At 41.6% G+C, this 12918-nt stretch carries 14 protein-coding genes; 9 read left to right on the forward strand and 5 right to left on the reverse strand.

Annotated features, from left to right (window positions below; translation table 11 throughout):
• The first annotated feature begins 17 nt into the window (after positions 1-17).
• Entirely contained in the window at positions 18-884 is an 867-nt protein-coding gene (locus BW980_RS02890; protein WP_076453429.1) for a cupin-like domain-containing protein, read from the forward strand.
• 38 nt (positions 885-922) lie between these two features.
• Positions 923-1420 (forward strand): DUF6646 family protein, encoded by a 498-nt coding sequence (locus tag BW980_RS02895; RefSeq protein ID WP_076453430.1) that lies wholly within the window; start codon positions 923-925, stop codon positions 1418-1420.
• Positions 1421-1433: 13 nt separating this feature from the next.
• Here the strand turns inward: BW980_RS02895 and BW980_RS02900 are convergent, their stop codons facing one another.
• The 3 genes from BW980_RS02900 to BW980_RS02910 all read right to left on the reverse strand — a co-directional run bounded on the left by BW980_RS02900 (position 1434) and on the right by BW980_RS02910 (position 4176).
• A complete protein-coding gene (locus tag BW980_RS02900; RefSeq protein ID WP_076453431.1) occupies positions 1434-1907 on the reverse strand; it encodes a regulatory protein RecX in 474 nt (157 codons plus the stop codon).
• Positions 1908-2039: 132 nt separating this feature from the next.
• Complete coding sequence (locus tag BW980_RS02905; protein WP_013992740.1) at positions 2040-3587, reverse strand: Rne/Rng family ribonuclease; 1548 nt, start codon at positions 3585-3587, stop codon at positions 2040-2042.
• Positions 3588-3885: 298 nt separating this feature from the next.
• Positions 3886-4176 (reverse strand): HU family DNA-binding protein, encoded by a 291-nt coding sequence (locus BW980_RS02910; protein WP_013992739.1) that lies wholly within the window; start codon positions 4174-4176, stop codon positions 3886-3888.
• A gap of 179 nt (positions 4177-4355) precedes the next feature.
• On the opposite strand from BW980_RS02910, the gene mutY reads away from it, so the two are divergent.
• The 4 genes from mutY (at position 4356) to gldD (ending at position 8032) form a co-directional block, all read left to right on the forward strand.
• Positions 4356-5402, forward strand: a complete 1047-nt coding sequence (gene mutY / locus BW980_RS02915) for an A/G-specific adenine glycosylase (RefSeq protein ID WP_076453432.1) — start codon at positions 4356-4358, stop codon at positions 5400-5402.
• Between the two features lie 134 nt (positions 5403-5536).
• Complete coding sequence (locus BW980_RS02920) at positions 5537-6001, forward strand: single-stranded DNA-binding protein (RefSeq protein WP_076453433.1); 465 nt, start codon at positions 5537-5539, stop codon at positions 5999-6001.
• Positions 6002-6171: 170 nt separating this feature from the next.
• Entirely contained in the window at positions 6172-7491 is a 1320-nt protein-coding gene (locus BW980_RS02925; protein ID WP_076453434.1) for a gliding motility-associated protein GldE, read from the forward strand.
• A complete protein-coding gene (gene gldD / locus BW980_RS02930) occupies positions 7478-8032 on the forward strand; it encodes a gliding motility lipoprotein GldD (RefSeq protein ID WP_076453435.1) in 555 nt (184 codons plus the stop codon). The genes BW980_RS02925 and gldD overlap by 14 nt, the downstream gene beginning before the upstream one ends.
• A gap of 30 nt (positions 8033-8062) precedes the next feature.
• Here the strand turns inward: gldD and BW980_RS02935 are convergent, their stop codons facing one another.
• The gene (locus BW980_RS02935) at positions 8063-8485 is read right to left on the reverse strand and encodes a hypothetical protein (RefSeq protein WP_076453436.1); all 423 of its coding nucleotides are present in this window, start codon (positions 8483-8485) and stop codon (positions 8063-8065) included.
• Positions 8486-8593: 108 nt separating this feature from the next.
• A complete protein-coding gene (locus tag BW980_RS02940) occupies positions 8594-9004 on the reverse strand; it encodes a hypothetical protein (RefSeq protein WP_076453437.1) in 411 nt (136 codons plus the stop codon).
• A 201-nt stretch (positions 9005-9205) separates the two neighbouring features.
• Here BW980_RS02940 and BW980_RS02945 point away from each other — a divergent pair, with 201 nt between their 5' ends.
• The 3 genes from BW980_RS02945 to BW980_RS02955 all read left to right on the forward strand — a co-directional run bounded on the left by BW980_RS02945 (position 9206) and on the right by BW980_RS02955 (position 12912).
• Positions 9206-10078, forward strand: coding sequence for a DMT family transporter (locus tag BW980_RS02945; protein ID WP_076453438.1), 873 nt, complete (start codon positions 9206-9208; stop codon positions 10076-10078).
• A 163-nt stretch (positions 10079-10241) separates the two neighbouring features.
• Positions 10242-11417, forward strand: a complete 1176-nt coding sequence (locus tag BW980_RS02950) for an imelysin family protein (RefSeq protein ID WP_076453439.1) — start codon at positions 10242-10244, stop codon at positions 11415-11417.
• 70 nt (positions 11418-11487) lie between these two features.
• A complete protein-coding gene (locus BW980_RS02955; protein ID WP_245799923.1) occupies positions 11488-12912 on the forward strand; it encodes a di-heme oxidoreductase family protein in 1425 nt (474 codons plus the stop codon).
• Positions 12913-12918 lie beyond the last annotated feature (6 nt).

Below are 12918 nucleotides of genomic sequence, written 5' to 3' on the forward strand. Positions count from 1 at the left end.
CTTAAACTGCAATAAAGATTCCATTGAAGTTAACTGCTGTTCCTAGGGTATCTACTATAACCAAGGAAGATTTTTTAGAGCATTATTTTAAGCCGCAGAAACCTGTGGTGATAGAACGTGCGATAGAAAATTGGCCCGCTTTTGAAAAGTGGAACCTCGATTATATCCGAGAGATCGCGGGAGACAAGGTCGTTCCCTTGTACGATGATCGGCCCGTAAGCCATAAAGATGGTTTTAACGAGCCCCACGCCCAAATGAAAATGTCGGAATATATAGACTTGCTAAAGGCCGAGCCTACCAAGTACCGTATTTTCCTTTGGAATGTACTCAAGGAAGTGCCCCAGTTGCAACAAGACTACCAATTTCCCGATTTCGGATTGAAATTAAAGAAAAAGTTGCCGATGCTTTTCTTTGGAGGACGGGAATCGTACACCTTCATGCATTACGATATTGATATGTCGAATATCTTTCATTTTCACTTTGAAGGAAAAAAGGAGTGTATCTTATTTGCGCCATCAGAAACGAAATACCTGTATAAGGTTCCTAATTCGCTTATAGCGCACGAAAGCATAGACTTCTCCGATCCCGATTTAGAAAAATGGCCGGCCCTGCGTCATGCCAGTGGTTTTAAGGCGGAACTCAATCACGGGGAGGTACTTTATATGCCCGAAGGGTATTGGCATTATATGAAATATAAAACCCCAGGTTTTTCCATGAGCCTAAGATCTTGGCCAAAGAATCCTATAAATTTTGCCGAGGGGCTTTATAATGTTTTCGTAATGCGTAATTTTGACGTTTTAATGCGAAAGATACGAGGTCAGAAATGGATAGACGGTAAAAATAAAAGGGCGATTGAGCGAACCACCAAGTTAGCAGCTAAATAATTTTTTTTGAATATCCTTTTCCTTAAAAAACACTTTAAATGAAATTCTACGTTTTATCCGTTTGTTTACTTCTTACGACTACTTTTATTTCTGCACAGGCTTATGAAGGTAGAGATGATCAAAAGTTTCAGGTAGGGGCCAATTTGCAGAATAATGGTACCGGAATAATGGCGTCGTATGACTTTGGTCTGGGCGAAAATATATCCATCGGTGCAACTTCGACCTATTTGTTGGGTATAGATGAAAGCGTGTCGGCCAGTACTTGGGACCGTTTTGATCTAAAGGCCCGCTTTAGTGCCCACTTGGGGAACATCATCGGCCTTAGTGATGAAGTCGATATTTATCCGGGTTTGGATTTGGGACTTAAGAATTTCGGGTTTCACACAGGGGCGCGTTTCTTTTTCTCCGACGGATTGGGTATTTATACCGAAATCGGTTTCCCTATAGCAAAGTATAAAATAGAAGATTTGGAACCTGCCGATAAATTCCACAACCAGTTTATGGTGAATATCGGGGCTGTCTTTAATTTTTTATAGGAAGCAGTTGTTGCTAGGGTACGAGCTCTTTTAGTTTTTCGTAGACCAAGTGGCTTTCCCATCCCCTGTACAAGAGGTAGTCTGCCAATTTTTTCTTTCGCTTTTGTGGATTGCGTTCTGAGATCTGTGCCAATCTTTTCTCTGCTAGGGCGTCTAAGGTCTTTTGGTAGTCTTCTGGGTCTATTTCCTTAAGGGCCGTGGCAATGTTGTATTTTGAGATATTGCGTTGCTTCAGCTCGCTTACAATGCGGTTTCTGCCCCATTTTTTTATGGAAAACTTCCCTCGGGCAAAACTTTGGGCAAAGCGTTCTTCGTTCAAAAAATTTTCTTGGATCAAATGCACCACGATTTGGTCGATTGCTTCGGGGATCATGCGCATTTCGCGAAGCTTTGCGACCACTTCCTTATGGCAACGGTCTTGATAGGCGCAGTAGCCTTCCAGTTTTCTTTTGGCTTCTTCTATGGAATAAGCGCGTTCCGTATTCATGGGGGTATTGGGTTGGATTGACGTATTACTTTACGCGAAAATACACTTTACGCACCAAATGTTGGGGTGGTGATCGTAAAATAGCGGGCATAAAAAAAGCGACCATCGTTGTCGAAGGTCGCTTTTAAATTCTTAATATATGGTTTTACCGTCTTTATCCTTAAAGCGGTATTCGAGATACGTATACGCATCCCTAGGTTGAATTTTAATCCATTTTTTATGCTCTAAGAACCACTTAGAACGTATGGAAGGAAAACCTTTAGTAATATAGGCCGCGATAAACGGATGAATGTTAAGTGTAATTCCGTTATCTTTCTTGGGCCCTTTCAACAACTTTTCAAGGTCGGCGTTAATTTTGTCTATCAAGACAATTGGGGCTTCTATTTCTTTGCCCCCACCATTCGGATTTTCCTCGGTGGTCTTGATGTTCATTTCGGGCCGTACCCGTTGTCTGGTAATCTGTATAAGTCCGAATTTACTCGGAGGCAATATTTTGTGCTTGGCCCGATCATCTTTCATCTCATCGCGAAGATGGTCAAAAAGTTTTCTACGGTGTGGCGCTTTTACCATGTCTATAAAGTCGACTACGATAATTCCGCCCATATCGCGCAAGCGCAACTGTCTGGCTATTTCTGAAGCTGCCAAAAGGTTGACTTCCAAGGCTGTATCTTCTTGATTCTTGGCCTTGTTCGAACGGTTACCGCTGTTTACATCTATAACGTGCAATGCTTCGGTATGTTCTATAATGAGGTACGCGCCTTTGCTCATGCTGGCGGTACGGCCAAAAGAAGTTTTTATCTGCCGCTCGATCCCGTATTTTTCAAAAATAGGAACTGTCGAGTTATACAGTTTTACTATAGATTCCTTTCCAGGTGCAATCTCTAGCACGTAATCTTTGATCTGCTCGTAAAGGGTTTCGTCATCTACGTGGATTCCTGTAAAGGAATCATTAAAAACATCCCTAAGGATGGAAGATGCCCTATTGAGCTCGACCAACACCTTTGAAGGTGCTTGTGCCTTGTACAATTTTTTACACATTGTCGACCATTTGGCCAACAAGTTTTCTAGGTCTTTGTCTAATTCCGCTACTTTTTTGCCTTCGGCCACTGTTCTGATAATGACACCGAAACCTTTAGGTTTTATACTTCTTACGAGTCTTTTTAACCTGTCTTTTTCTTCGTTGCTTCCAATTTTTTGGGATACGGAAACGCGATCAGAAAAGGGTACCATCACCAAATAACGCCCCGCAATGGAAAGTTCGGAGCTAATTCTGGGTCCTTTGGTAGAAATGGGTTCTTTAACGATTTGAACCAGTAATGATTGATTTGCTTTAATGACGTCTGTAATAACGCCATTTTTGTCAATGTCTTTTTCGAATGGAAAGTTGGCAAGTGAGTAATCCTTGATTTTATTGGTACTCACGCCCTTGATGAATTTAAGCATAGTGGCCAATTGTGGCCCGAGGTCATGATAGTGCAAAAAGGCATCTTTTTCATAACCTACGTTTACAAAGGCAGCGTTCAAACCGGTAACAGGCTTGCGTACCTTTGCCAAGAATATGTCACCAACAGAAAAATTGTTGTTGTCTTCTTCTTTATGCAATTCAGTGAGCTTTCCATCTTTTAACAGGGCAAAATCGACGGCATCGGAACTAGATCTTACGATTAATTCTCTATTCACCTGAATGTATTTGTATTCGTTCGGCCCCTATATAAAAATAGATATATAGTGTGAACGAATAGATTAAACAATGCTTGAAACGGATTATAAAATCCGCCGAAATTTTCTTAAATCTCTATGTCAATGAACGTATGTGATGAAAAAACAAGCAAAGGGGCTGAAAATTTTTTCAACCCCTGGCAATTATTTTTTCTTGTGTCGGTTAGCTCTCCTACGCTTCTTGCGTTTATGGGTAGCCACCTTATGTCTTTTTCTTTTTTTACCGCTCGGCATAAAATTCTACTTTTAGTTAGTATATTTATTTAACTTGTACGTTGCTTTTGACACCTTCTACAAAAACCTTAGCGGGCTTAAATGCAGGAATATTGTGTGCCGGTATTTTAATGGTGGTGTTCTTGCTGATGTTTCTTCCGGTCTTCTCAGCTCTTGTTTTAATGATAAAACTGCCAAAACCACGAAGGTAAACATTATCTCCACCTTCCAAAGAAGATTTCACCTCTTCCATAAAACTCTCAACTGTGGCCTGTACATCTCCTTTTTCAATTCCCAGCTTGTCTGAGATTTTCGATACAATTTCTGCTTTCGTCATCTTTCGTGTTAAATTTTCAGTATAATTTTTTTGGGATGCAAATATATAAATTAAAATTAATCTTTCCTGCTAAAGACTTAATTTTAAGTAGTTCACCGTTACTTTTTATTTCTATCGCCTTCCTGGCAATACATATCGATCGTGAAACCATTAGTTTTGTGGTTTAACCTTAGGGCATAATGAACTTTTCAGAGGAAATTCTCAAGTGGTATCAAGTCAATAAACGGAGCCTGCCTTGGCGTGGTTCTACCGATCCCTACAAGATTTGGTTGTCAGAGGTTATATTACAGCAAACTCGAGTGGTGCAGGGTATTCCCTACTACCTTAAATTTGTTGAGACTTACCCTGAAGTAGGTGATTTGGCCCGTGCTTCCGAGGCTGAAGTCTTGAAGCTTTGGCAGGGTTTGGGCTACTATTCAAGAGCTAGAAACCTGCATGCCGCGGCCAAGATGGTGAGCGAACAATATGGGGGTGTTTTTCCTGAAACCTATGGCGGTTTACTTGGGTTAAAAGGGGTGGGCGACTATACGGCAAGTGCTATTGCGAGCATATGTTTCAATGTGCCCGAACCCGTTGTAGATGGTAACGTTTATCGGGTTTTGGCGCGTTACTTCGGAGTCGATTTGGCCATCAATAGTACCGAAGGTGTTAAATATTTCAAAAAATTGGCGAGAGAGGTGATGGATGTGGGCCGAATTAGGGATTATAATCAGGGTATCATGGAATTTGGGGCCATTCAGTGTGTGCCTAAAAGTCCTGATTGTGAGGCGTGTCCGTTGAGTGAAAGTTGTGTGGCGCTTCAAATGAAGCGCGTGGGTGATCTTCCCTTAAAATTAAAAAAGACCAAGGTCAGGTCGAGGTACTTTAATTATATTGTTTTTGTTTCCAAAGATGGCCGAACGGTGCTGGAACAGCGCAAAGGGAAGGGAATTTGGGAAAATTTATGGCAATTCCCGCTTATAGAATCGACCCAAAAACTTTCGCAATCCGGTTTTGAACGGCGTTTTGGGGAGTTGAACCAAACGGTAGACCTGGTTTCCATAGATCTTTTCAACCCAGAGGCCATTGTTCACAAATTGTCGCACCAGCATTTGTATACCAGCTTTTGGGTCGTACGTACAAAGGAATTTCCCATGGATGGAATTTCGTTCGAAGAAGCCGATACATACCCCGTTCCCGTGTTGATTGCCGACTTTTTGAGAAGCTTTAAAAAATCGTATTTTTGAAAGGGTCCTTTACTGTGAATTTCTTTCGGGACAGGGTTTCCCGTAAATTTTAGGCCCGCATAGGAAACACTTGGTAGTGGAGGCCAAAAAACGAGTATATTTGTAGATTCATATTGCAAAAAAAAAGGAAGATTATGAGTGGTACGTTGAATAAAGTTATGTTGATCGGGCATTTGGGCGATGAGGTTAAAATGCACTATTTTGAAGGAGGAGGATGTATTGGCCGCTTTCCTATTGCCACCAATGAAACCTATACCAATAAGCAAACCGGAGAACGCGTAACCAATACAGATTGGCACAATGTCGTGGTCAGGAACAAAGCTGCTGAAATTTGCGAAAAGTACCTGAGCAAAGGTGATAAGGTGTATGTTGAAGGTCGCCTTAAAAATAGGCAGTGGCAAGGTGAAGATGGCAATATGCGCTATAGTACCGAGGTTCATGTACAAGATTTTACATTTCTTTCTACCAAAAAAGAAAGTATGGCAAATCAGCAATCGGGAGGGCAACAAGCTCGTCAAAATACCGTTTCAAATACATCGAGTGCCCCTAAAGAGGCTCCGTTAGTTAGACCAGAAGAAGACGATGATCTTCCATTCTAAATAAAAATGAGTAATTTTAGTAAACAAGAGGTATAGCCAAACATTATGATACGACTGTTTTCAGACCGATTTAGTGTTAAGAAGTATCGCAACTTTACTTGCTCTTTTGATGAGGGGTGTGGATCAAAGTGTTGTTCACGAACCTCCGTTTATTATTAAATTACTGACCGTTGGACCCTGACCCCCTTAGTTTACAGCCTTACTTTATTAATTTCGGAAGTGCTTTTGCACTTGAAATTACTATTCTGATACTCCTGCTCATATGCTCGGCCCTTATTTCGGGTGCCGAAGTGGCCTTTTTTGGCCTTTCGCCGACCGATGTAAACGAGATAGCGGAAAAGAAAAGCGTACGTGGTAATATTATTGCCAAGCTCTTGGAAAGGCCCAAAAAACTTTTGGCTACCATTCTTATCGCCAACAATGCGATCAATATTGGGGTGGTACTGTTGTTCAGTACCATTGGAAACAGCCTTTTTGCCAATATCGAACTTGAATGGCTCAGGTTTTTATTGGAAGTTGTAGTCGCTACATTTCTTATATTGATGTTCGGCGAAATCTTGCCTAAGGTGTACGCCAACCGAAACCGGGTGCTCTTTGCACATTTGATGGCCTACCCATTGAAAATGCTCGATTTTCTGTTTTCACCGTTGAGCATGCCTATGAGGGCCGGTACCCTATTTCTCTACGATAAGTTGGGAAAACAAAAATCCAATCTTAGCGTAGACCACCTTTCACAGGCACTGGAGCTTACCGTAGATGGCGATACTACTAAGGAGGAACAGAAGATCCTACAGGGAATCGTTACTTTTGGTAATACCGACACCAAACAGGTGATGCGCCCGCGCATAGATATTTTTGCGGTTAGTGAGGACATGAAGTTTATGGAGGTCTTGGCCGAGATCAAAAAGCACGGATATTCGCGTATACCCGTCTTTTCCGAAAACATGGACAATGTATTGGGGGTGCTCTACGTTAAAGACCTGTTGCCTTATATCGATAGGAAGACGTTCAATTGGATGTCGCTTATTCGGGAACCTTATTTTGTGCCCGAGAACAAAAAGCTTGACGATCTTTTACTTGAATTTCAGGAGAAGAAAAACCACCTGGCCGTTGTGGTCGACGAATATGGCGGTACTTCGGGAATCGTTACCTTAGAGGATATTATTGAGGAAATAGTAGGTGACATCAGTGATGAGTTCGATGATGAGGACTTGGTGTTTTCAAAATTGGATGATTTTAACTTTGTTTTTGATGGAAAGACGGCATTGAAAGATTTTTACCGTGTGACCAAAATTGAAAACGAGAACGAATTTGAAGAGCAAAAAGGAGAGTCGGAAACCATTGCCGGTTTTGTGCTTGAAATAGCGGGAAGCTTCCCTAAGCGGGGAGAAACCGTGGTGTTTAAAGACTATCGATTTGTTGTAGAGAGTTTAGATAAGAAAAGACTGAAACAGATAAAAATTACCTTGCCCCAAAATGTTGAAATGTAGCCCGTTGCTTTTTGTTGTTTTTTTAATGGCCATCGGCTGTAAGGAAGATGTGTTGCCCAAACCCAAGGCGCAATTGCGTTTGGAGTACGAGGCACCCAAACTAGGCGAGCTGCAAACCGACCATTTCGAGTTTACGTACAACACCAAGGCCAAGATCAAGACGCGTACCGAAACGGCGTTGACCCTTGAATACCCTGAAATGAAGGGCGAAATCTATATCAATTATAAAAAGGTGGATGGCAATATCGATAAATTGCTTTCAGATGCCCAAAAGTTGAGCTATGAACACTCGGTAAAAGCCGACGGCATCACGGAGCAGCCTTTTATAAACGATGAAAAAAAGGTATACGGAATGTATTATCAAGTCAGTGGGAATGCCGCTTCGCAGGCCCAGTTTTACGCCACCGATAGCACCGATAACTTTGTAATGGGGTCTTTGTATTTCTATACAAAACCCAACTACGATTCCATCTATCCGGCAGCGGCCTATCTTCAGAACGACATTCGCGGCATTATGGAAACCCTTAAGTGGAAGGAGTAAGGGGGTAAAATTAAAATAAGAAGCTGTTTCTTATTCTATGCCTAAGGTAGTTTTTGCTTGGGCGATACTCAAATCTATCTCTTCGTCAAGCAAGGCAACTTTCTTTTCCTCTTCCAATAGCCATTTTTTCTTTTGCGCGCTTAGCTTTTTGCCTTTGAACATTTCGTCGGCCGTAAAACGCTTACCGAAATTCTCCATCCAGATCATCATGGATTTATTGGCATTTTTAAGGTCGGCTATCGCGTTCTCGTATTTGGTCTTTTCGTAAGAGGCATTGGCCTTGGTCTGTAATTTGCTTATGAGTTTAGAGACAATGGGCATTTTATCCATGACCCTGTCGTGCGATTCCATAACCTCTTCCATTTTAGTGGGTTCGGCAGCATCATTTTGTGCGTTAACGCTAGGTGTGCCCAAAACCAAAACAGTGGTAAGTAGTAAGAATAAGTTTTTCATAGCCGTATAACCCTTGTAATTAAGCAAGGTAAAAATACGGCTTCGGTAGAGCTAAGGCCCTGTTTGTCCGTTAACGCTATGTTTTTTCGTTGTACGGTAGCTTTTAACCTATTTTTTCAATAATTCTTCGGCATTTTTGATGCTTCCGTTTATCTGGTCGCGCACTTTTTCAATGTTCGTTTCTTCCTCGTTCAGCCAAGCTTGCTTTTCTTTTGATAGCGCTGCTCCGTTCAAGATTTCATCCGAAGTAAATCTAGAGCCAAAATTCTGCATCCAGTCCATCATAGATTTGTGGGCCGCTTGAAGGTCTTTACGGGCTTTTTTATATTCGAGGCCTATTTCGGTGCTGTCTTCCTTGCTGCTTAACTCACCTACTAATTTGCCTATTTTTCCCATTTCAGGCATTACATCATCGTGAATGGCCATCACGGTTTTCATTTGGTTGCTTTCTTCTTTTGACTTACACGAAACCGCAATTACGGTACACGCTATGACCAATGCCATTATTATTTTTTTCATTGCTAGTTCTTTTTTGCAAATATAATACTCCTGCGATGGTTAAGAGGTATCTGTGGCCCGAATTGATGTTTTCCTTCGGGGATGTATCTTGTTTTACGAATAAAAAGGCTTGTAGATGCGGGGCTAAATTCAAAAGCATATCAATAAAAAATCGCACTTTTGTGGCTCATTTCCAATGACGGGATATAATATGGCAAGACCTTGAGCGATTACAACAAAAAGTGGCTTTACCTGGTTCTTTTATCCTTGGTCTGGGGCTCTTCCTTTATTTTGATAAAGAAGGCCTTGGTAGGGCTTACGCCTATGCAATTGGGGGGTCTGCGAATTGTATTTGCCTCCTTGGTGCTTTTTTTGGTGGGTTTTAAATCGGTACGTTCCTTAAAGCTAAAAGATTGGAAATGGATAACCTGGGCCGGTTTGTTAAGTTCTTTTTTCCCTCCTTTTTTATTCGCCTTGGCACAAACCCAGATCGATAGTGGGGTTACTTCTATTTTTAATTCGGTCGTACCCTTGTTGACTACTATCGTTGGGGTGCTTCTTTTTGGTGCAATTATTACCAAGCGACAGGTGCTTGGCGTATTCATTGGTCTGGGCGGAACGATAGCCCTGATCGTTGCCGGTATGGACTTTAATCCCGACCAAAATTATTGGTACGCCATATTTATATTATTGTCGGCCTTGGGCTATGCTTTGAACATTAATATAGTTAAGAAACATTTGTCTCATTTGAGTCCTTTGGCGGTTACCACATCTAGTTTTGCCATTGCTTTTCTACCGGCTTTGGCCTTGGTCGTTCATTCCGGCTTTTTTAATGAGGTTCTAGGAAACCCGAGTATGCAGACTTCCTTATGGTATTTGTTGGCCTTGGCCGTTATAGGGACGTCGATGGCCAATATCTTTTTTAATAAGTTGATATACTTGTCCAGTCCGGTTTTTGCGGCTTCCGTAACCTATACCATTCCTTTGGTGGCCATTTCTTGGGCCGTGCTGGATGGAGAATCCTTAAACGCTTACCAGCTTATTGGCGGGGTAATTATATTGTTGGGGGTGTGGATGGTCAATCGGAAAAAATAAGATTTTTCTATTCTTCTATACATTTGAATCTTACCTGTGTTCTTGAGTAAAACCCTGATACGTTTCGTTGAATTATTTCTATTTAATCTAAATAAAGGTTGTTAGTTCGAAATCGAAAAAATATATTTGCGCTTTATTTTAAAACAGTCTAAATAAGAATCATATGAAAAGACCAATTTCAAGATTATACGCAATCAGTGCTTTGGCTTTAGTGTTATCCGCTTGTTCAAGTGATGATAATAGTACTCCGGATATTGATAAGGAAAAACTTTTACTACGTGCTGAGGCAATTGAAAACTATGCTGACATTGTACAAGCTAATTATGTTGATGCCCTGACAGACGCCCAAGCATTGCAAACGGCAATAGATACATTTGTCGCCGATCCTACTGAAGCTAATTTTGAAGCTGCTAAAACCGCATGGTTAGCGTCCAGAGAGTCTTACGGGACTACGGAAGCTTTCCGTTTTGCAAATGGTCCTATAGATTCTGGAGATACGGAAGATTTAGAGGGTTTGTTGAACTCGTGGCCTATGGACGAGGCGTATGTAGATTATGTTGAAGGAGATGCTGATGCGGGTCTTATTAATCATGATAATGCCACTTTTGAGATTACCAAAGAAAATTTAGTGGTGAAAAATGGTGAAGGCGATACTGAAGAAAATGTATCCGTAGGGTATCATGCCATTGAGTTTTTGCTTTGGGGCCAAGATAATACGGATCCATCTGAAAAATTAAGTGGGCAAAGACCGTATACTGATTATGTTGATGGGGGTACGGCAGCCAATCAAGATAGGAGAAGAACTTATTTGCAACTTACGGCAGAGCTTTTGGTAGATGACCTTCAGGAGGTTGTAGATGCTTGGTCAACAAGTTATAGGGCTACATTTTTGGCTTTATCCGAAGAAGAGGCGTTGAACAACATTCTGGGCAGTATTGCTGAGTTGTCCAGTAGCGAACTGGCTGTTGAGCGTATGGCTGTTGCTCTAAAAAATCAAGACCAAGAAGATGAACATTCTTGCTTTAGCGATAATACACACCGTGATATTAGATTGAATTTTGAAGGGATTAAAAATGTATACACTGGGTCTTACGGCACTGTAAGTGGAGTTTCATTAGCTGATTTGATTAAAGAGGCCGATGCCGACTTAGCTTCGGAATTAGATATATTACTTGCTGCCGCTGAAACTGCTGTGAATGGAACGGCCATTCCTTTTGATTTTGCCATTGCTCAAGGTAAAACAAGTGTTGAAGGCGCAAAAGTACAAGCTGCGGTGGTAGCACTTACTGATTTTGGAAACAAACTCTTAGAGGCAAAACAAGCACTGGAAATCGACTAGAAATCGCTTTGTATAATATTGAAAAACAGGGTTGCTTTACTGCGGCCCTGTTTCATGTTTTAAGTTAATTATGAAACCATCAAACTATAAAATTAACATTGATCGGTTCAAGTTTGGGGCAATGTTGGGTCTGTTACTCTTATTGGCGACTTCCTGTAATACAGCAGATGATTATGTTTCCTTGGTTCCAGAAGAGGGCGAAGAACGCTCCGGCGGCAACGCAACTTCTTTTATATTTTCTCCTGATGCTTTTGGTTTTTCGGTAGATGGTTTGTCCTTGGATGAACAGATTACATTTGGGGTGGGTAATTCTCTATTCAATCAGAATTGGGTTACAGCTCCGGCATCTACAACGGCCCGCGATGGTCTTGGCCCTTTTTTCAATGCACGTTCTTGTTCCGGGTGTCATTTTAAAGATGGAAGGGGGCGTCCTCCCGCTTTTGAAGGTGAATTGGCCCATGGCCTGTTGTTGCGTTTAACTTTACCGGGAACTGGCGCCAATGGAGGAACCATTCCCGACCCTATCTACGGAGGGCAATTTCAGGATAATAGTATTCTGGGCGTAGATAAGGAAGGTTTGCTCAAAGTAACATATGAAACGGTAGGGATAACCTATCCTGACGGAAGCTCCGTAGATTTGCAGAAGCCCATTTATGAAATGGTTAATTTAAACTACGGCGACATGAATTCCGCGGTTCAGGTGTCACCCAGAGTAGCCAGTCAAATGATAGGTCTTGGGTTGTTAGGTGCTATTCCTGAATCGGTTCTGCTAAGTTATGAAGATGAAAACGATGCTGATGGAGATGGTATTTCCGGACGTGCCAACTACGTTTATGATGTGGAGTCTGCCAGCTTAAAACTGGGGCGGTTTGGGTGGAAAGCCAATCAGCCTACTGTAAAACAACAAGTGGCCGCCGCATTTTCAGGGGATTTGGGTATTACCTCTTCGCTTTTTCCGGACGAAAACTGCAATGAGATTCTAAATTGTGATGAAATTGCCAACGGGGGCAGTCCTGAAATTCCAGATGATAATTTAGACAATGTGGCTTTTTACTCTGCTACACTATCCGTGCCGGCAAGACGTGATTTTGATAATGAAGAAGTACTCCAGGGCAAAGAACTGTTTAATTCCATTAATTGTTCGGGCTGCCATATCGCTATTTTTCAGACAGGCACTTCCAATATTAATGCGCTGTCCAATCAAACCATTAGACCGTATACGGATTTGCTTTTGCATGATATGGGAGACGGCCTTTCAGATAATGCACCTGAATTTAAGGCGACTGGTAAAGAGTGGAGAACACCACCACTTTGGGGTATTGGGCTGATCAAAACCGTTAATGACCATACAAATTTACTGCATGATGGGCGCGCTAGAAATATTGAAGAAGCCATATTGTGGCACGGTGGGGAAGCGGAAGCCATAAAGAATAATTTTATGGACCTAGACAAAGATGACCGTGCGAAAATTATAAAATTTATTGAAACCTTATAATCTAGT

The sequence above is a fragment of the Zobellia uliginosa genome, from assembly GCF_900156625.1.
Lineage (GTDB): Bacteria > Bacteroidota > Bacteroidia > Flavobacteriales > Flavobacteriaceae > Zobellia > Zobellia uliginosa.